Origin of the sequence: Caballeronia sp. NK8 (assembly GCF_018408855.1) — a bacterium.
Lineage (GTDB): Bacteria > Pseudomonadota > Gammaproteobacteria > Burkholderiales > Burkholderiaceae > Caballeronia.
Genome location: NZ_AP024322.1, coordinates 2,763,026 through 2,781,955, shown reverse-complemented (window position 1 = coordinate 2,781,955; position 18,930 = coordinate 2,763,026). Strand labels below are relative to the sequence as shown.

Sequence of the window (18,930 nt, the reverse complement as noted above, 5' to 3'; positions counted from 1 at the left end):
TATCCACTGTTTTGCCGCAAGCTTGTTAACTACTACCACGTATACATACGAACTCTTTTGTTTACTTAAGCGACGTGGCCGCACTGCTCAAAACCGCAGCGCACCTTCAGGCAGAAGCAGCGCCATGCACTTGCCTCAACCGCTCGCGGCTATTGCTCAGATGCATTCGCATCGCAGCGCGCGCGTCGTCGGGATCTTGCCGCACGATCGCCTGATAGATCGCCTTGTGCTCGCCAAGCACGTTGCGCAAGCGCTCGATCTGATCCAGTTCCGCAAGCTCTGCCTTGCCCAGGCGCGTGCGCGGACTCACGCCGCGTCCCATCTGGCTCAGCACGTCGTAGAAATATCGGTTGCCGCTCGCCCGTGCGATCTGCAAATGAAACTCGACGTCATGCTGCAGCACATCCGTGTTCCCGCTCGCCAGTTGCTCCTCGAAGCGTTTCAGCGCCGCCGCGATCTGCTTGAGATGCGCGTCCGTGCGCCGTACCGCCGCAAGCGCGGCCGCCGCGCCTTCCAGATCGATGCGAAACTCGATGACAGCCATGATGTCCAGCAGGCTCGACAGATCCGCGTCCGGCAGACGCACTGCCTCGCGATCCTCCGGCGCCCGGATGAACGTGCCGACGCCATGCCGTGTCTCGACCACATTCGCCGCCTGCAAGCGCGACACCGCCTCACGCACGACCGATCGGCTCACCGACAGTTGTTTCATCAGCGCGACTTCGGTCGGGATCTTGTCGCCTGGACGGAGAACACCGCGTTCGATGTTCTCGAACAGGGTGGCGACGACTTTTTCGGTGAGACTTGCCATATTGATTCGCTGCGGATGGAGTAGAGTAGTTTTGGCTGTTGTCGGACGTCGTCGGATCGGCTTGAGCCAGAATAGAACAAGGCGGAATGCGCCAAGATGAATAGATGTCCGACAACGCATCATCGTGCTGGACGGTGGATTCGTCAATTCGGCAAATCCTGCTTCAAAAATCGAGGAGATATAAGACATCGTATAAGTTAGACAGACGCTGCACCGGCAAAACTCATGCAAAATCAAGCAAATTAGGGTATACGCCCCTGTCATACAAGCGCGAATCAGCGGTACTCTGTGTTAAGACGTCTGATGACATAGCGCTCTCGGACGCGTCGCTTTCCATTCAGATCGCCGTCGTCACAGGGAGGCATCATGCCGTCTTCGTCACCGTACCAACCGCTGCCCAATACATTCCGAACGTCGCTGCGCGAGCGCAAGAAGCTGATCGGCTGCTGGCTGTCGCTTGCGAGTCCGATCGCCACCGAACTGATCGGCGTGGTCGGCTTCGACTGGATGCTGCTCGACGCCGAGCACGCGCCCAATGACGCCCTCACGCTCATCCCGCAATTGATGTCGCTGAAGGACAGCCCGAGCGCGCCGGTCGTGCGCCCGCAGGCGAACGATCCCGTCGCGATCAAGAAACTGCTCGACTCGGGCTTCGTCAATTTCCTGATTCCGTTCGTCGACAACGCCGCTCAAGCCGAGCGCGCAGTCGCCGCGACGCGTTATCCTCCTCAAGGCATCCGCGGCGTATCGGTCGGGCATCGCGGAAATCGCTACGGCACCGTGGCGAACTATTTCCAGGTCGCAAACGACAATATCAGCGTCGCGGTGCAGATCGAGAGCCGCGCGGCGGTCGAAGCGATCGATGAGATCATCGCGGTCGAAGGCGTCGATGCGCTGTTCGTCGGCCCGTCCGATCTCGCCGCCGCGTATGGTCATCTCGGCAACGCGAATCATCCGGATGTGCAGGCGGCCATCGCGCACGTGTTCGAGCGCGCGCACGCGGCGGGCAAGCCGAGCGGCATTCTCGCGCCCGTGCAGGAAGATGCCGAGCGCTATCTCGCGATGGGCTGCACGCTCGTCGCCGTGTGCGCGGATCTGGGCTTGCTCAGGAACGCCGCGCAGGCCGTGAAGAAACATTTCATCCCGGAGTGAGCGCGACGCGTCACGCTCGACCGGCCGACACCGAACATCGACATCAAGGAGCGATACATGCAAAAGGCAGGCTTCATCGGACTGGGCATCATGGGCAATCCCATGGCGGCCAATCTTCTCAAGAACGGCATCCCGCTCGCGGCATTCACGCGCAGCGGCGTAAGCGCGGATCTCACGGGCGCGGGCGCGACGGCATGCGATACGCCCGCCGCCGTCGCCGAGAAGGCTGATGTGATCTTCATCATGGTGCCGGACACGCCGGACGTCGAGAAAGTGCTGTTCGGCGAGAACGGCGTCGCGAGCAGGCTGAAGAGCGGGCAGATCGTCGTCGACATGAGCTCGATTTCGCCGATCGCCACGCGCGAGTTTGCCGCGAAGGTGCGCGAGAAGGGCGCCGATTATCTCGACGCGCCCGTGTCCGGCGGCGAAGTCGGCGCGAAGGCCGCGTCGCTCACGATCATGGTCGGCGGCGCGCAGGCGACCTTCGACAAGGTCAAGCCGCTCTTCGACATGATGGGCAAGAACATCTCGCTGATCGGCGAAGTCGGCGCGGGACAGGTGTGCAAGGTCGCGAATCAGGTGATCGTCGCGGCGACCATCGAGGCGGTCGGCGAGGCGCTTCTGCTCGCGTCGAAAGCAGGCGTCGATGCCGAAAAGGTTCGCACCGCGCTGATGGGCGGGTTCGCGTCGTCGCGCATTCTCGAAGTGCACGGCGAGCGCATGACCAAGCGCACGTTCAATCCGGGCTTTCGCATCGAGCTGCATCAGAAGGATTTGAATCTGGCGCTCGCGACCGCGCAGGCGCTCGGCGTCTCGCTGCCGAATACGTCGACGTGCATGCAGTTGTTCAACGCGTGCGCCGCGCATGGCGGCAAGGCGTGGGATCACTCGGGCATGGTGCGCGCGCTCGAAATCATGGCGAATCACGAAATCGGCCAGGAAGCGAAGTAAGCTTCGACGACCGAACCCGCCGGCCGCGCGCCGGCGGAATTACCTCAATGCTTCTTCAGCGCGCGCTCTCCGATTCGCGCGAAATGCCCGATCGCGAAGCGCCGCACGTTCTCCACGGCCGGATTCGTCTGCTCCTCGCTCCACGCGAGATCGATATCCGCGTACGCGTCCTGCGCCCATAGCGGCCTGAACACGACTTCCTCGAAGCACAACTCGCGCGCCGACGCCGGCACGATCGCGACGCCCACGCCGGCACGCACCAGCGCGACGATCGTATGCGTCTGGTCGATGTACTGCACGTAATCCGCCTGCACGCCGCTCGCCGCGAGCAATCCCGCGATGCGATCGTGGAAGTACTTGCCGCCATCGTGCGAATACATGACGAACGGCTGGCCATCGAGATCCCTCGCGGCGATGGCGCGGCGCTTCGCGAGCGGATGCCCGACCGGAATCGCGAGTTGCAATGGCTCGCGTGCGATCCGCTGATATTGGATGCCGTGCATGAAGAACTGCGCCCGCATGACGCCGAGATCGATCTCGCGCGATTCCAGCGCCTTCACCTGCTGCAACGACACCATCTCCTTGAGCACGACCCTGATGCCCGGCAACTCGTCGCGCACGGCGGCGATGAGGCTCGGCACGAGGTGATAGCCCGACACGGCCGTGAAGCCCATCGTCACCTGGCCGACGTCGCCGCGCGCCACGCGCCTTGCCGAATCCGCCGCCTGCGTCGACAGCCGCAGGATGCGCACCGCGTCCTCGTAATACGTCCGGCCCGCCGCCGTCAGCTTCACGCTGCGGCTGTTGCGCTCGAACAGAACCAGATCGAGCGCCTGTTCGAGCAACTGGATTTGCCGAGAGAGCGGCGGCTGCGTCATGAAAAGCCGCGTGGCGGCGCGCCCGAAGTGCAATTCCTCCGCGACGGCCACGAAACAGCGCAAATGATTCAGCTCGATGATCATGTCAATTTGGGTATTGATCGATGCGGAATATAGCTTAGACATCAATCGATCGCGTGAATATAGTGATTTCCGAGATAGGCCGATCTTCAAGGAACTCGAATGTTCGACGTGCTACTGATCAATCCCGTGCTTGCGTCGCTCGACCGCGAACTGAGCGCGCGCTACACCGTGCATCGCTACTACGAGCACGCCGACAAGGCCGGATTCCTGCGCGAAGTCGCGGACCGCATCGGCGGGGTCGTGACGGGTGGCGCGACCGGCATCAGCAACGCATTGATGGATGCGCTGCCCGCGCTGCGCATCGTCGCGATCAACGGCATCGGCACCGACGCGGTCGACCTGACGTACGCCCGCGCGCGCGGCATCCACGTTTCGACGACGCCCGGCGTACTCACCGACGACGTCGCCGATCTCGCCATCGGACTGCTGATTTCCGCGTGCCGTGGCTTGTGCGTCGGCGATGCGTACGTGCGTGACGGCGAATGGGGCAAAAGCGGCCTGCCGCTCGCGCGCAAGTTCAGCGGCATGAAGGTGGGCATCGTCGGGCTGGGGCGTGTCGGGCGCGCGATCGCGCAGCGCGCGGCGGCGTTCGGCTGCCCGATCGCGTACACCGATCTGCGCGAAATCGCCGATGTGCGTTATCGCTTCGTCGCCGATCTGCGCGATCTCGCGCGCGAAAGCGATGCGCTGATTCTCGCGGCATCGGCGGACGACGCGGAAGGCATCGTCGATGCCGCCGTGCTCGATGCGCTCGGCCCCGACGGTTATCTGATCAACGTCGCGCGCGGCAAACTCGTCGACGAAGCGGATCTCGTGCAGGCGCTCGAAGAGAAGCGCATCGCGGGCGCGGGGCTCGACGTGTTCGTCGATGAACCGAACGTGCCCGCCGCGCTGTACGCGCTGAAGAACGTCGTGCTCCAGCCGCATCGCGCGAGCGCGACCGTAGAGACGCGCACCGCGATGGGCGACATCGTCCTCGCGAGCCTCGCGTCCAGCTTCGCGGGCGAGCGGCCCGAGACGAGCGTCACGCCCTGACACACGGCATCGCCGAACCATAACCATCCCGACGACATCTGGGAGGAGACACGTGAAGAACCTCGATATCGCTTCGTCCGCAGTGGGAGCCAGCGCGGCCAAGGTCGGCCATTTCCGCTACTACATTCTCGCGCTGATTTTCTTCGTCACGGTGCTGAACTACGCGGACCGCGCGACGCTGTCCATCGCGGGAACCTTCGTTTCGAAGGATCTGGGTCTGTCGGCGTCGGCGCTCGGCATCGTGTTCTCGGCGTTCGGCTGGGCCTACGCGATCGGCCAGATTCCCGGCGGATGGCTGCTCGACCGATACGGCGCGAAACGCGTCTACGGCGCGAGCATCGCGCTATGGTCGATCTTCACGCTCAGTCAGGGCACGGTGTCAATCTTCGGCACCGCGGCCTCCGCGACAACCGCGCTCTTCGTGATGCGTTTCATGCTCGGCCTCGTGGAATCGCCCGCGTTTCCGGCGAACGCGCGCGTCGTCGCGACGTGGTTCCCGACCAACGAGCGCGGCACCGCGAGCGCGTTGTTCAACTCCGCGCAGTATCTGGCGGTCGTGCTCTTCACGCCGCTGATGGCGTGGTTTACGCATGCGTTCGGCTGGCATCACGTGTTCTTCTTCATGGGCGGGCTCGGGCTGATCGTCGCGGTCGTGTGGTTCGCGGTGATGGACGATCCGAAGTCGCACAAGCGCATGAGCCGCGCCGAGTTCGACCACATCGCGGGCAACGGCGCGCTCGTGAGCCTCGATACGACCATCGCGACGACGCGTCGCCGCTTCACGCGCCGCGAACTCTCGACGCTCTTCACGAGCCGCATGATGTGGGCGATCTACATCGGTCAATACTGCATCACGGCGCTGACGTACTTCTTCATCACCTGGTTCCCGATCTATCTGATCAAGGAACGCGGCATGAATGTGATGACCGTGGGCCTGGTCGCCGCGCTGCCCGCGATCTGCGGATTCTCCGGCGGCATTCTCGGCGGGCTGCTGTCCGATTTCCTGATCCGGCGCGGCGTGTCGGTGTCGCTCGCGCGCAAGACGCCGTTCATGATCGGCATGCTGCTCGCGACCGCGATCATGACCGCGCCGCTTGCATCGACCAATACGGCGATCGTCGTCATCATGTCGCTCGCGTTCTTCGGCAAGGGGCTTGCCGCGATCGGCTGGGCCGTGCTTTCGGACGTCGCGCCCCGCGAGATGACGGGGCTGTCGGGCGGCGTGTTCAACGGCATCGGCAATACGGCGGGCATCGTGACGCCGATCGTCATCGGCTATGTGGTCGCGAGCACCGGCTCGTTCGATCGCGCGCTGTGGTTCGTCGGCGCGCACGGCATCGCGGCGATGGTCGCATACGGGCTGCTCGCCGGGCCGTTCAAGCGGATTCAGCTGAAGACCTGATTTCCGAGGGCAGTGCGGGCAGGACCGAGAAAGCCGGCGCGAGCCGGCTTTGTCGTTTGCAGTGCTGGTGTGTTTGCGCTCAGTTGTCAGACGTCTTAGTTCGAACCTCTTTTGGTTTGATCGAAGCCAGGGTGACCGGCCATAAGCCATACAATGCAAGCCGCAGTGCGATAAAGGGTAAACACGCTTGGCACCGAAAGAAGGTCATTCTACAATGTCATCAGACAACGTATCACATGGCCGATCAATGCGACGCGCATTGAACCACTCGCTCAACTCACAGGATCACGCTCATGTCCACGAACGCAGTCGAACCGAACGCCACTCCGAAAGTCACCGAATTGCGCGTCGTGCCGGTCGCCGGTCGCGACAGCATGCTCATGAACCTGTCGGGCGCGCACGGCCCGTTCTTCACGCGCAACATCGTGATCCTGAAGGACAGCGCCGGTAACACGGGCGTCGGCGAAGTGCCGGGCGGCGAGAACATCCGCAAGACCATCGACGATGCGCGTTCGCTCGTCGTCGGCCAGTCGATCGGCAACATGCATGCGGTGCTCAACAAGGTGCGCACGGCGTTCGCCGATCGCGACGCGGGTGGCCGCGGCCTGCAGACCTTCGATCTGCGCACGACGATCCACGCCGTTACCGCGCTCGAAGCCGCGCTGCTCGATCTGCTCGGCAAGCATCTGGGCGTGCCGGTCGCGGCGCTGCTCGGCGAAGGGCAGCAGCGCGATGAAGTCGAAATGCTCGGCTATCTGTTCTACATCGGCGATCGCAACAAGACGGACCTGCAATACGCATCCGGCGCGGATGGCCGCGACGACTGGGAGCGCCTGCGCACCGAAGTTGCATTGACGCCCGAAGCGGTCGTGCGTCTCGCGGAAGCGGCGAAGGCGCGTTACGGCTTCAACGACTTCAAGCTGAAGGGCGGCGTGCTGGCGGGCGATGCGGAAATGGAAGCCGCCACCGCGCTCGCGGAACGCTTCCCCGAAGCGCGCGTGACGCTCGATCCGAACGGCGCGTGGTCGCTCGCCGAAGCGATCCGTCTGTGCCGCGACAAGCACGACGTGCTCGCGTACGCGGAAGATCCGTGCGGCGCGGAAAACGGCTACTCGGGCCGCGAAGTGATGGCCGAATTCCGCCGCGCGACCGGCCTGCCGACGGCGACCAACATGATCGCGACGGACTGGCGTCAGATGGGCCACGCGATCCAGTTGCAATCCGTCGACATCCCGCTCGCCGATCCGCACTTCTGGACGATGCAGGGTTCGGTGCGCGTCGCGCAGATGTGCAACGACTGGGGCCTCACGTGGGGCTCGCATTCGAACAATCACTTCGACGTGTCGCTCGCGATGTTCACACACGTCGCCGCCGCCGCGCCGGGCAAGATCACGGCGATCGACACACACTGGATCTGGCAGGACGGCCAGCGTCTCACGCGCGATCCGCTGCAGATCGTCGGCGGGAAGGTGAAGGTGCCCGAAGTGCCGGGTCTTGGCGTCGAACTGGATATGGACGAAGTCGAGAAGGCGCACGCGCTGTATCAGCAGCACGGCCTCGGCGCGCGCGATGACGGCGTCGCGATGCAGTATCTGATTCCGAACTGGAAGTTCGACAACAAGAAGCCTTGCCTCGTGCGTTGAGGCCGATGCGCGTCTAGTCCTTCAGACGTTCGATGAGCGCAATCGCCGCAGCCGGATTGCGCTCCTTGAAGCCGCTGATGACGTAGACGAACACATCGCGCGATGCGGCTTTCGGGGCCGGCTTGCCGAAGGTCTGCAAGTCGGCCGGCGAGCCGCCCGCGGCCCACGTTTGCGCGCGCCCGGTCCATTGATCGAGGGCCGCTTTCGCATAACCCTTCGCCTGCTTTTCGGTCGTGCCCATGATGCGCGCGTAGACGAAAGGCGCGGTCATATCCGCGATCTGCGGATACTTCGAATCACCCGCGATCACCACCGCGACGCGATACTTTCGCGCGAGCGCGATGAACGCCGGATCGCAGAAACTCTCGTGTCGGACTTCGACCGCGTGACGGATCGCGCGGCCTTCGATATTCGCGGGCAGCAGTTCGAGAAAGCGCTCGAAATCCTCGGCGTCGAACTTCTTGGTCGCCGCGAATTGCCAGTTGATCGGACCGAGCTTGTCTCCGAGTTCGAGCACGCCGCTGCCGAAAAAACGTTCGATCGTATCGCCGGCTTCGGCCAGCACACGGCGATTCGTCGCGTAGCGCGGCGCCTTGAGCGAGAACACGAAATCGTCCGGCGTCTCGTCGCGCCACTTGATGAAGGTCGCGGGCTTTTGCGAGCCGTAGAACGTGCCGTTCACTTCGATGCTGGTGAGCGCGCGGCTCGCGTATTCGAGCTCGCGCTTCTGCGCGAGACCCTCGGGATAGAACGTGCCGCGCCACGGCTCGAACGTCCATCCGCCGATGCCGATGCGGATGCGCGCGGCGTTGCGTTTAGAGGCGGCCATCGCTATTTGCGGCCGACGAGATAGCTCACGCCCTCGGGCCCGTACTGCTCCGAATGCTCGATGTTCGGCGCGAGATGGAAGATATCGCCCGCGCGATACGTCCGCGCGTGAGCGGCGATGCGAATCGTGAGATCGCCTTCGAGAATCAGCGCCTTGGCTTCGAACGGATGCGCGTGAAGGTCGAGCGAACCGTTCGGCTCGCGCGTGACCGTGACGACCTCGTCGAAGCTTTCGCTGGAAAGAAGCGCAAGAAATTCATCACGGCGCATGATCGGTGTCCCAGAAAAAAGAATGGCGCGTCCGTTCGTCTGGAACGGACGCGCCGTCTCATGCGCTCATGCTAACGCAGATGCTTTGTCGACTGCTCAGTTGCCGAAGAAGATGTTGCACTGCGGACCGCGCGTGCAGGGCTTCGACGCCGAGCTGTCCATGGTGTTCATCGTCGTGCCGGCTGCACCGCGCGTCATGGGCGCGCCGCCATATGACGTGTCGGACATGTCACCGGGCTGGGCCTGCATGGCGCTTTGCTGCGGCGCGCTCGGGTCGGTCCAGGTGTCGGCGGTGGCCTGCCCGGGCACCTGCGCGGTTCGATAATAGGTCTGCTGGGCCGAGGCGAGGCCCGCAGTGGCGAGTAATGCGGCGGCGAGCGCCGCCATGGCGATACGTGATTTCATGTCGACTCCTTGATCGTACGGTCGGAAGGCGCGCTCGCGTGTGTCCGCGTAACGCTGTTCGCTGATTCGGATCGGAAATCCGCACGGAACGTGCCACGTGTCCCGCATATGCCATGCGTGGCGCGCCGCGAGGACGGAACATAGATGCCGGTTGCCGGCGTGGTATGCGTGTTCCGCCGCCGGTATGCCGAACTTGTTCGAATGCGTTTCACGCACGGCATCTCGCCGTTGCGATGCAGACGGAGCGCCGGTGCGCTTTCCGGCGAATGGGACCCGCGGGTCCGCAGAAGACGCATGCCGCACTGCACCTTCTTTATAGGCTGCGGATGCGCGAATGAACAGGACAATTGAACGCACGGCACGCTTACGGTCGCGCGCGTGGCGCGCGGCTGTCGGTCGCGTCATCGTTGTATCGGTTCTAGAATGCGAGGCGTGCCATCTCGCCAACTTTCGAATGCAGGGACAACGCGACCATGACCGTCACCATCTACCACAATCCGAAGTGCGGAACCTCGCGCAATACGCTCGCACTGATTCGCAATGCGGGCATCGAACCGAACGTGATCGAATATCTGACGCACCCGCCAGGCCGCGAAGCGCTCGTCGCGCTGATCGCGCGCGCGGGTCTGTCCGTGCGCGAAGCGCTGCGCGAAAAGGGCACGCCGTATGCCGAACTCGGTCTCGACGATCCGGGTCTTACCGATGAACAACTCATTGACGCGATGCTCGCGCATCCGATCCTCATCAACCGGCCGTTCGTCGATACGCCCAAGGGCGCGCGTCTGTGCCGCCCGTCGGAACTCGTGCTCGATCTCCTGCCCGAGGCGCAGAAGGGGCCGTTCGTGAAGGAAGACGGCGAAGTCGTCATCGACGAAACCGGCAAGCGCGTCCGCTAGGCGAAACGCAAACAATCTGACCGTTACCTGACGTTACCTTTCTGGCAAACCCGTTGCACCTGTATCCGGCATCGCTTTTTAGACTGCACCTGACTCACAAGGCACTTGGTGCAGGGAGAAAGCGACATGAAAAAGAAACTGCTTGGAATGGCTGTCGGGCTGGCGGGGATCGCAGCGCTCGCGATGTCGGCCTCGGCGAACGCGCATGTCGATGTGGCGGTGGGCGTCGGCGTGCCGGTGTATGCGCAGCCCGCGGTGCCGGTCGGCTATTACGGATATGGCGATCGCGATGGCTACGGCTATCACCGCGACCGCTGGCGCGAGCGCGAATGGCGACGCCACGAATGGCGCGAGCGTCAATGGCGTCACGAGATGCGCCGGGAGGATCGCTGGCGCGACCGGCACGAATGGTAAGGTCTGAACGACGATGCGCGGTTCGTCTGGACTGCGCATTGCTTCGTCGAACGCGGCGGGCCGGGAGGCTGCGCCGCGTTTCTGTTTGTTTTCCTGCGACCGCGTGCCGCATGCTGCGCCCCTCAAGGTGCGGCCGTTCGTGCCGTAAACACGTTGGCGACGCGCTGCGATCTCTTCGGCGCGAGCGAATTCCACCTCACTTTCAGCGATGTTCAGCCCCGTCAGCATTCTCGTCGTCACCGCGCTATCGAGCATTCTCTCGATACTGGTGCTGATCTCGCTGCTCTCACACGAGATCGACGGCGTGCCGCGCTGGCTCTGGGCGAACGTGCTGGCCATCGTGTCGCTCGTGCTGTTCGCCATGCAGAACGTGGCGCCCGCGTGGCTCGGCGTCGTGGTCGCGAATCAGTTGCTGGCCGCGACCGTTCTGCTGATCTACGAAGGCTGCAACGAATTCTTCGATGTGCATCTGCGACCCGCGCAACGCTGGGCGGGCTGGATCATGTGGCTCGCCGTGATGGCGGGCATCGTGTACTTCACCTACGTCGTGCCCGATGTGCACGTGCGCGTGGTGATCGTGTCGGCGTTTCATGCCGCCTGCGATCTCGCGATTGCCGGCCGCGTGCTGCTCGGGCGTCCGAAGGAGCGGCCGCGCTACAACTATCTGTTCGTCGCCGGCGCGGCGGCGCTCGGCACGCTCGGCCATACGATCCGCGGCGCGATCTACGCTGTGCAGCCGCCCGCGCAGGCGGCGCTGCTGCAACCCGGGCCGATGCAGATCACGTTTCTCGCGCTGGGAATTCTCGTGCTGCCGTCGTTGTGCATCGGGCTCGTGATGATGGCGCACGACCGGCTGGCGCAGCGGCTCGAACGGCTCGCGCGCTTCGACGATCTCACGGGCGCGTTGTCGCGAAAGGCGTTTCTGGCTGCGGCGGTTGAGCGGCTCGCGCGCGCCGGAAATACCGGCCGGCGCGAATATGTGGCGGTGGTCGACGTCGATCATTTCAAGAGCGTGAACGACCGCTACGGTCACGCGGCGGGCGACGACGTGCTGCGCCACTTCGCGGCCATCGTGCGGGCGCGCATCCGCGATGGCGATGCGTTCGGCCGCATCGGCGGCGAGGAGTTCTGTCTGTTCTGCACGGCGGACCGCAGCGAGGATGTCACCGCGCTCGTCGAGCGGCTGCGCAGGACCGTCGAAGCGACGCCGTGCGCCGTGCCCGGCGGCGTGCTGAATTACACCTTCAGCGCGGGTATCGCGAGGTGGGACGGGCGCGAGCCGCTCGCCTCGTTGATGGCGCGGGCCGATAGCCTGCTGTATGCCGCGAAGGTCGCGGGCCGTAATCGTGTGAAGGCGTCTGGCGCGGAGGAACTCGTTCAAGCCTCTTCGATATCGCCATACTTCTGACGCTCGTCCTCCGGCTTGTTCATCCAGCGCCGCAGCAAACGCTTCTCGACCACGCGCCCGATGACCATGAGCGCGATCATCATGAGCATCGCGATGAACGCAACGCTCCAGACGCCCAGCCCACACACGATGCCGACAGCCGCCGTCACCCAGATCGACGCCGCCGTGGTAAGCCCACGCACGCGGTTTTCGCGCGGATTCTGCAGGATCACGCCTGCGCCGAGAAAGCCGACGCCCGTCACGATGCCCTGCACGGCGCGGGATACGTCGGCATCGGCGGAGAGCGTCATCGAGAAGCCTTGCGCGCACATCGTCGCGATGCACGCGCCGAGCGACACGAGCCCGAGCGTCTTCATGCCGGTCGGCTTGCCATGCAGATCGCGGTCGATGCCGATGATGCAGCCGATCAGCATCGCGGTCAGCATGCGCAGGACGGCGTCGGCGAGAAGAGGGTAAGGAAGCATCGCGCGTGAGAAGGGAACCGTAAGCCGCATCATCTTCGCACGGGGCGCCAGCACACGCGCAATTTTGGCGCGCTAACGTTCCGGTTCTCTGCGATCCATACGCATATTAAAAGGAGACGAAGTGAGCCAACTGCCCAAATTCACGATGGTCGATGCCGCGCCGACGCCTGTCGGACCGTTCTCGCACGCGGCCGAGGCCGACGGCTGGGTGTTCCTGACGGGCCAGATGCCGACCGATCCCGTCGACGACGGCGCACCGCTGCCCGAAGGCGTCGCGGCGCAGACCCGGCGAGTGATGGACAACCTGATTCTCGTGCTGAACGGCGTCGGCCTCACGCTCGACAACGTGGTCAGCGCGCGCATCTTCCTCACCGAGTTCAAGCGCGATTACGACGCGATGAACGCAGTGTATCGCTCGTACTTTCTGCCGAAGCCGCTGCCGGCGCGCACGTGCATCGGCGTGACGGGACTCGCGCGCGATGCGCTCGTGGAGATCGATTTCGTCGCGAAGCGTCCCTAAGCGCGCTTGTTTACGCGCTTCGACGCATCGACACTGCGGAACGTGAGATTGATGCGCTCGCCGCGCGCGCCCGGCTCTTTCGGCACGCGATGCACCCATTCGAGCTGCGTGCGCCCGCGCATCACGAGCAGGCTGCCGTGCGTCAGCGCGAGCGTGTGCGTCGTGTGCGTGCGCGCGTGGCGGAACTCGAAGGTGCGCGTTGCGCCGAGACTCACCGATGCGATCACCGGTTCCGGGCCGAGTTCGCGTTCCTTGTCGGCGTGCCAGCCCATGCTGTCGAGGCCGCTGCGATAGCGGTTCAGCAGCACGCTGTTGAAGCGCGCGCCGCAGGCGGCTTCGGCGCGCTCTCGCAGTTGCGCGACGGCCGGCGTCCACGGCTGCGGCACGTTGCGGATGCCCGAATACACATAGACCGCATCCGGTTCGCCCTGCCATGCCGTCAGGCGCGGCAACGGCACGCGGCCGCCGGGCGTGGTCATCGTGTCCTGCTGCCAGCCGACTTCCGCGATCAGCGCGCCCATCAGGTCGGAGGCTTCGTCGGCATCGATCCAGTCCGGATGCCAGACGATGTCGGGTTTGGGAATGTCGTCGAATAGATCGAACATGGCGGCGATGCGGGAACGGCGCGGCAAATGAAGCATTCACGATAGCAGAGCCGCGGCGCAGCGTGCTTGCGGCCTCATTTCAGACGCGCAGACCCGCTGTGCTACATTTCCCGCATCATCTCAATAAAGTCGCCGCGCGGCGACGATGCACGGGGATTCGCATGAACACTACCGCCGAAGCAAGCGGCGGCGCGGCGCAAGGCCGCCGCATTCTGCTCGTCGACGACAGCGCCGATGCGGCGTTCGCCCTGTCGATGCTGCTCGAAGCGCTCGGTCACGTCGTGCGCAGCGAGCACGACGGGCCGCGCGCGCTCGCATCGATCGATGATTTCAAACCCGATGTGGTCGTGCTCGATATCGGTTTGCCGGGCATGAGCGGCTTCGACGTGGCGCGCGAAATGAGAAAGCGCGAAGCCACGCAGCACGCGCTGCTGCTCGCGCTGACCGGCTGGGGCAGTGACGCCGATCGCCGCAGCGCGCTCGATGCGGGCTTCGATCATCATCTGACCAAGCCCGTCGACGTCGCCTGTCTGGAAGTGCTGCTCGCGAAGCCGCGAGCGTAAGCGCTTCGTCATTCCACCCGCAGCCGCGCCATGTACGGCAGGTGATCGGACAGCCACGCGGTGTCCTGCGTCGGCACGAGCCATTCCACCGGTTTCAGGCCGCGCACGAACATCTTGTCGAGCGCGAGCGCGGGCGAGAACGCCGGAAACGTGCGGCCCGAAGCGCCCAACATCGTCGCGACTTCGTTCATGCCGAGTTCGGCGAATAGCGGCACGGAATCGTTGCGCCAGTCATTGAAGTCGCCCGCCAGCACGAGCGGGCCCTCGGGCGCTTCCTTCGCGATCCAGTGCGCGATCCAGTTCATCTGACGCAGACGCGCCTGACGCGTCAGCGCGAGATGCGCGCACAGCAGCGTGACCGACTGACCGGCGAAGGTGGCGCGCGCGACCAGCAAGCCACGCTTTTCGAACCGATGCGCCGAGATGTCCCAGCGCCCGGAGAGATCGAGCGGATGCGGCGAAAGAATCGCGTTGCCGTGCCGCCACGACGGTTTGAAGACGTTCGGCCCGAGCGCGATCTGCAACTCGAGCGCAGTGGCGATCTCGGTGGCCTGGCAATGCCAGACATCGTCGAGCGGTGCGTTCAGCGGCTTGCCGAAGCCGCTGGCGAGCACCGGCTGCGGCATGCGCCGCGCCATCGCTTCCTGAAGGAAATAGACGTCCGCGTTGGTGGTCTGAACCCACCGCTGCATCGCGTTCCAGGCGCGCAAGCCGAGCGGCGAGCGACCCTTGTGCAGGTTCCAGCTGACCGCCGTGAAATCCGGCGTGGCCGTGTGAGCGGATGGGCCCGGCGGAAGATGTTCTGGGTTTCGCATGCGTTCTTTGTCTTGAGCGGCGGCTTTTTGAGTCTATGTCACCGCGGTTATCATTGCGCCGCCGTCGCTGCGCCCAGGCTCGCGCGCACCCGATAGGCGAGCGACGGGTTGCTGTCGATGATCTGCCATTGCGCCCATTCGCCCGGCTTGATCACGAGCCCCGGATGCGAACCGCTCACCTGACGCGGCACCGGCGGCAGCTTGCAGCCGGACTGCGACACGCGCGTGCTGTCGTCCTGCAGGGTTTCCTGCGCGTCGATGGCGATCGTGATGTCGTCGGCGCTCGCGTGGGTCGGCGAAATGGTGACGGTGCGTTGCAAGTCGATGTCGCCCGCGGGTTGATCCGCGCAGCCGACGCGGTTCTGCATTTTGTTGTGATGCGTGTCCGTGCGTGCCTGTCCGACGTTGGTCGTGCCGGAGAATGAGTCGATCTGTTGCCCGTCGCGCACAACCTGCAATTCCCAGTTCACCGGCTGCGGCGGCGTGGTTTGCGCGTGCGCGGCGAACGCGGCAAGACAGGCGCTCATCATGAGCGCGGCATTCAGAAAGGCAGTGGGTATCGTTTTTCGCATTGAAAGCAACTCCTGCGCGCGAACTGTTCGGATGGCGGCACGCCCGGCGGCGGCCACGGGATCGGCGTTCCTCGGCGACTTCGGTGTGACACGGCGGCGCGAAGCCGGTTCAGCGCGCCCGTCGAAATACATGATTGCAGACGGAGCAGATATCGAACCCGCTCGCCGTTTCGATCCCGACGATGATACTAGGCCGCGCCGATCGCGGCTTTATCGGCGAAAAGGGGCATCCCAATTAGCAGCACACGCGTGCGACTGCTCGCTTGCGTGGGGTTTTGGCGTCGATACACTGGACTCGTCGACCATAAAAAATGACGGGGTGTGACATGACGACAGCCGTGGTCAAACAGGAACTCGCGGTGGCATCGTTCAGCAAGGTCTACAGTCTCGACGACGTGGAAGCCGCGCTCAACGACCTCACCGAAGGCGCAAGCGACGCCTTGCGCGCCACCTACGAAAAGATGCTCAAGGTGGGCAATCTGCGCTTTTGCGTGAAGCCCAACCGCATGCCGTCGATCGACGATCTAGCCGCCGACCTCCCCAACTTCGAGGAACCGCTTGCCGATATCCGCAAGCAGATCGCGCTGTGTCTCGAAACCGACGACCGCCTCGAACTCATGCCCATGTTGCTGCTCGGCGAGCCGGGCATCGGCAAGACGCACTTCGCGAAACAGCTCGCGCGGCTGCTCGGCACATCCTGCCATTACGTCGCGATGAGCTCGCTCACGGCGGGCTGGATTCTGTCGGGGGCGTCGTCGCAATGGCGCAACGCGAAGCCAGGCAAGGTCTTCGACGCGCTCGTGAACGGCAGCTACGCGAACCCCGTCATCACCGTCGATGAAATCGACAAGGCTACTGGCGACGCGCAGTACGATCCGCTCGGCGCGCTCTACGCGCTGCTGGAGCACGACACGGCGCAGACTTTCATCGACGAATTCGCCGAGGTGCCGATCAACGCAGGCAACGTGGTGTGGATCGCCACGGCCAACGACGCGCGCGCGATCCCCGAGCCGCTTTTGAACCGCATGAACGTCTACGAGATTCCGGCGCCCGATCGCGACGGCGCGCGGCGCATCGCGCAGTCGATTTACGCCGAAATCCGCAATGCTCACACATGGGGCGCGCGCTTTCCCGAAACGCTCGGCGATGCGCCGCTCGACGCGCTCACGCAGGCGTCGCCGCGCGGCATGCGGCGTGCGGTACTGAATGCGTTCGGCAACGCACGTATCGACAGCCGGCACCACATCGAGGCGCGCGATATCCAGCTCGACCGGAATTCGCGCAGGAAAGCTATCGGGTTCTGAAAAGGCGTAATTTGCGGAATTGCGAAAAAGGCCGCCAAAACCTGTCATTTTTGACATCTGGCGGCCAGATTCTTGCCTTTTTCTGAATTGCACCGGAAAACGATGCAATCCATGTGCGTTTGTTGTGTATCGCGCAATAGTCCCGAACGTAAAATAGTTGGGATAAATCTGCGGCGGAAGAAAACATGGATCGGATCGAGTGCGTGGTAATCGGAGCGGGCGCGGTCGGGCTGGCGATCGCCCGGGCGCTGGCGATGCGCGGGCGCGAAGTCATCGTGCTGGAATCGGGCGAGGGCATCGGCATCGGCACGAGCTCGCGCAACAGCGAGGTGATTCACGCGGGCATCTACTATCCGCGCGGATCGCTGAAGGCAGAGCTGTGCGTGCGCGGGCGCGACATGCTCTACGAGTTCTGTCAGGCGCACGGCGTGCCGCACCGGCAATGCGGCAAACTGCTCGTCGCCACGGCGCGCAATCAGGTGCCGCAACTGGCAGCGCTGGAGCAGAAGGGCATCGAGAACCGCGTCAAGGGGCTCACGCGCATCAGCGGCGCGCAGGCGGCCGAGATGGAGCCGCAACTGCAATGCGTCGAGGCGGTGTGGTCGCCGCTGACGGGCATCGTCGACAGTCATCAGTACATGCTCGCGCTGCAGGGCGAAGCGGAGAACCGCGGCGCGAACATCGTGTTCCATACGCCCGTCGCGTCGATCGACGCGCGCGAGGGCTGCTTCATCGTCGAGACGGGCGGCGAGTCGCCCACGCGCTTTCGGGCGTCGTATCTGATTAACAGCGCGGGACTGTGGGCGAACGCGATCGCGCGCAATATTCGCGGCCTCGACGATCGCCACGTGCCGCCGCTCTACTTCGCGAAGGGCAATTACTTCAGCGTGAGCGGACGCGCGCCGTTCGAACGGCTCATCTATCCGATGCCGAATGAAGCCGGCCTCGGCGTGCATCTGACGATCGATCTCGGCGGCCAGGCGAAGTTCGGGCCGGACGTCGAATGGGTGCAGGCGCTCAACTACGACGTCGATCTGCGCCGCGCCGAATCGTTCTACGCGGCGATCCGCGCGTACTGGCCAGGCCTCCCCGACGACGCGTTGCAGCCCGCGTATGCGGGCATCCGGCCCAAGCTGTCCGGCCCGGGCCAGGCGGCGGCGGACTTCATGATTCAGGGCAAGTCGGCGCACGGCGTGCCGGGGCTGGTGAATCTGTACGGCATCGAGTCGCCAGGACTGACGGCGTCGCTTGCGATCGCGGAGCGCGTCGCCGACATGGCGCGCTGACTTACATGCGACTTTCGACCGTCTCTTATCTCCAGGATTTGACGTCGTCGACTCGCTTCCAGGTTGTTATGCTCGGGAATCGCCGTCGCGAAGAACGGCGCTTATCCCCCAATACAACATGGAGCGAGTCACCATGAAGACATCACGTCGCACGTTTCTAATCACCAGCGTGGGCGTCGCCTCGACGTTCGCGCTCGGCTCGAAAGCAGCATTCGCCGATGCGCCGAAAGTCCCCGAAAGCGATCCCACCGCGCAGGCGCTCGGCTACAAGGAAGACGCGAGCAAGGTCGACAAGGCCAAGTTCGCGAAATACGCCGCTGGTCAGGATTGCGGCAACTGTCAGTTCTATCAGGGCAAGCCGACCGACGCCTACGCGCCGTGTCCGATGTTCGCCGGCAAACAGGTCGCTTCGAAGGGCTGGTGCAGCGCGTATGTGAAGAAGGCATAAGCCGTCCGAAGAGCGTCAACGCGCAGGCGCGCCCGGCCGAAAGGCCCGGCGCGTTTTTGTTTGTTCGCTTTTAGCTTGATCGGGAGAAAAACCGTCTTTACACTCGCCAAGGCAAAAAGAGCCGCGCGTGCGCATCTTTAGAACGACGCGAACGAAACGCGGACACGCCCACGCCG

Annotated in this window: 22 protein-coding genes; 13 read left to right on the top strand and 9 right to left on the bottom strand. The window is 64.1% G+C overall.

Annotation, left to right across the window (positions count from 1 at the left end; all coding sequences use genetic code 11):
* Positions 1 to 106: 106 nt before the first annotated feature.
* The gene (locus NK8_RS13330) at positions 107 to 811 is read right to left on the bottom strand and encodes a FadR/GntR family transcriptional regulator (RefSeq protein ID WP_213226607.1); all 705 of its coding nucleotides are present in this window, start codon (positions 809 to 811) and stop codon (positions 107 to 109) included.
* A 366-nt stretch (positions 812 to 1,177) separates the two neighbouring features.
* Here NK8_RS13330 and garL point away from each other — a divergent pair, with 366 nt between their 5' ends.
* Positions 1,178 to 1,963 carry a 2-dehydro-3-deoxyglucarate aldolase gene (gene garL / locus NK8_RS13325; protein WP_162066528.1) on the top strand — a complete coding sequence of 262 codons (786 nt, stop codon included), beginning with the start codon at positions 1,178 to 1,180 and terminating at the stop codon, positions 1,961 to 1,963.
* A 42-nt stretch (positions 1,964 to 2,005) separates the two neighbouring features.
* The gene (locus tag NK8_RS13320; RefSeq protein WP_367657787.1) at positions 2,006 to 2,914 is read left to right on the top strand and encodes a 2-hydroxy-3-oxopropionate reductase; all 909 of its coding nucleotides are present in this window, start codon (positions 2,006 to 2,008) and stop codon (positions 2,912 to 2,914) included.
* A 44-nt stretch (positions 2,915 to 2,958) separates the two neighbouring features.
* On the opposite strand, the gene NK8_RS13315 is transcribed toward NK8_RS13320, so the two are convergent.
* Entirely contained in the window at positions 2,959 to 3,918 is a 960-nt protein-coding gene (locus NK8_RS13315) for a LysR family transcriptional regulator (protein ID WP_225936170.1), read from the bottom strand.
* A 57-nt stretch (positions 3,919 to 3,975) separates the two neighbouring features.
* Here NK8_RS13315 and NK8_RS13310 point away from each other — a divergent pair, with 57 nt between their 5' ends.
* From NK8_RS13310 to gudD, 3 genes are all read left to right on the top strand, one after another.
* Entirely contained in the window at positions 3,976 to 4,911 is a 936-nt protein-coding gene (locus NK8_RS13310) for a 2-hydroxyacid dehydrogenase (RefSeq protein ID WP_213226605.1), read from the top strand.
* Between the two features lie 52 nt (positions 4,912 to 4,963).
* Positions 4,964 to 6,313 (top strand): MFS transporter, encoded by a 1,350-nt coding sequence (locus NK8_RS13305; protein WP_301549858.1) that lies wholly within the window; start codon positions 4,964 to 4,966, stop codon positions 6,311 to 6,313.
* A 293-nt stretch (positions 6,314 to 6,606) separates the two neighbouring features.
* Complete coding sequence (gene gudD / locus NK8_RS13300) at positions 6,607 to 7,956, top strand: glucarate dehydratase (protein ID WP_213226604.1); 1,350 nt, start codon at positions 6,607 to 6,609, stop codon at positions 7,954 to 7,956.
* 13 nt (positions 7,957 to 7,969) lie between these two features.
* On the opposite strand, the gene NK8_RS13295 is transcribed toward gudD, so the two are convergent.
* From NK8_RS13295 to NK8_RS13285, 3 genes are all read right to left on the bottom strand, one after another.
* A complete protein-coding gene (locus NK8_RS13295; protein WP_213226603.1) occupies positions 7,970 to 8,785 on the bottom strand; it encodes a DUF72 domain-containing protein in 816 nt (271 codons plus the stop codon).
* Positions 8,786 to 8,787: 2 nt separating this feature from the next.
* A complete protein-coding gene (locus tag NK8_RS13290) occupies positions 8,788 to 9,054 on the bottom strand; it encodes a cupin domain-containing protein (protein ID WP_162066522.1) in 267 nt (88 codons plus the stop codon).
* A 96-nt stretch (positions 9,055 to 9,150) separates the two neighbouring features.
* Positions 9,151 to 9,459 (bottom strand): hypothetical protein, encoded by a 309-nt coding sequence (locus tag NK8_RS13285; RefSeq protein WP_213226602.1) that lies wholly within the window; start codon positions 9,457 to 9,459, stop codon positions 9,151 to 9,153.
* A gap of 473 nt (positions 9,460 to 9,932) precedes the next feature.
* Here NK8_RS13285 and arsC point away from each other — a divergent pair, with 473 nt between their 5' ends.
* From arsC to NK8_RS13270, 3 genes are all read left to right on the top strand, one after another.
* Positions 9,933 to 10,355, top strand: coding sequence for an arsenate reductase (glutaredoxin) (gene arsC, locus NK8_RS13280; RefSeq protein ID WP_213226601.1), 423 nt, complete (start codon positions 9,933 to 9,935; stop codon positions 10,353 to 10,355).
* A 126-nt stretch (positions 10,356 to 10,481) separates the two neighbouring features.
* Positions 10,482 to 10,769 (top strand): hypothetical protein, encoded by a 288-nt coding sequence (locus NK8_RS13275; protein ID WP_162066519.1) that lies wholly within the window; start codon positions 10,482 to 10,484, stop codon positions 10,767 to 10,769.
* A 208-nt stretch (positions 10,770 to 10,977) separates the two neighbouring features.
* Positions 10,978 to 12,177, top strand: a complete 1,200-nt coding sequence (locus tag NK8_RS13270) for a GGDEF domain-containing protein (protein WP_213226600.1) — start codon at positions 10,978 to 10,980, stop codon at positions 12,175 to 12,177.
* Here the strand turns inward: NK8_RS13270 and NK8_RS13265 are convergent.
* A complete protein-coding gene (locus tag NK8_RS13265) occupies positions 12,147 to 12,641 on the bottom strand; it encodes an MgtC/SapB family protein (RefSeq protein WP_162066517.1) in 495 nt (164 codons plus the stop codon). The two genes, NK8_RS13270 and NK8_RS13265, sit on opposite strands and share 31 nt — an antisense overlap.
* Before the next feature lie 121 nt (positions 12,642 to 12,762).
* On the opposite strand from NK8_RS13265, the gene NK8_RS13260 reads away from it, so the two are divergent.
* On the top strand, positions 12,763 to 13,161 hold the full coding sequence (locus tag NK8_RS13260) for a RidA family protein (RefSeq protein ID WP_213226599.1): 399 nt from the start codon (positions 12,763 to 12,765) through the stop codon (positions 13,159 to 13,161).
* Here NK8_RS13260 and NK8_RS13255 read toward each other — a convergent pair.
* Positions 13,158 to 13,766 carry an alpha-ketoglutarate-dependent dioxygenase AlkB gene (locus NK8_RS13255; protein WP_213226598.1) on the bottom strand — a complete coding sequence of 203 codons (609 nt, stop codon included), beginning with the start codon at positions 13,764 to 13,766 and terminating at the stop codon, positions 13,158 to 13,160. The genes NK8_RS13260 and NK8_RS13255 overlap by 4 nt on opposite strands.
* Before the next feature lie 161 nt (positions 13,767 to 13,927).
* Here NK8_RS13255 and NK8_RS13250 point away from each other — a divergent pair, with 161 nt between their 5' ends.
* Positions 13,928 to 14,329, top strand: coding sequence for a response regulator (locus tag NK8_RS13250; protein ID WP_213226597.1), 402 nt, complete (start codon positions 13,928 to 13,930; stop codon positions 14,327 to 14,329).
* 8 nt (positions 14,330 to 14,337) lie between these two features.
* Here NK8_RS13250 and NK8_RS13245 read toward each other — a convergent pair whose 3' ends face one another.
* Positions 14,338 to 15,144 carry an endonuclease/exonuclease/phosphatase family protein gene (locus NK8_RS13245; RefSeq protein ID WP_213226596.1) on the bottom strand — a complete coding sequence of 269 codons (807 nt, stop codon included), beginning with the start codon at positions 15,142 to 15,144 and terminating at the stop codon, positions 14,338 to 14,340.
* Between the two features lie 50 nt (positions 15,145 to 15,194).
* A complete protein-coding gene (locus tag NK8_RS13240; RefSeq protein WP_225936257.1) occupies positions 15,195 to 15,674 on the bottom strand; it encodes a hypothetical protein in 480 nt (159 codons plus the stop codon).
* 368 nt (positions 15,675 to 16,042) lie between these two features.
* Here NK8_RS13240 and NK8_RS13235 point away from each other — a divergent pair, with 368 nt between their 5' ends.
* From NK8_RS13235 to NK8_RS13225, 3 genes are all read left to right on the top strand, one after another.
* Positions 16,043 to 17,020 carry an AAA family ATPase gene (locus tag NK8_RS13235; RefSeq protein ID WP_213226594.1) on the top strand — a complete coding sequence of 326 codons (978 nt, stop codon included), beginning with the start codon at positions 16,043 to 16,045 and terminating at the stop codon, positions 17,018 to 17,020.
* Between the two features lie 185 nt (positions 17,021 to 17,205).
* On the top strand, positions 17,206 to 18,306 hold the full coding sequence (locus NK8_RS13230) for an NAD(P)/FAD-dependent oxidoreductase (RefSeq protein WP_213226593.1): 1,101 nt from the start codon (positions 17,206 to 17,208) through the stop codon (positions 18,304 to 18,306).
* Positions 18,307 to 18,439: 133 nt separating this feature from the next.
* On the top strand, positions 18,440 to 18,754 hold the full coding sequence (locus tag NK8_RS13225; RefSeq protein ID WP_213226592.1) for a high-potential iron-sulfur protein: 315 nt from the start codon (positions 18,440 to 18,442) through the stop codon (positions 18,752 to 18,754).
* Positions 18,755 to 18,930: the final 176 nt, after the last annotated feature.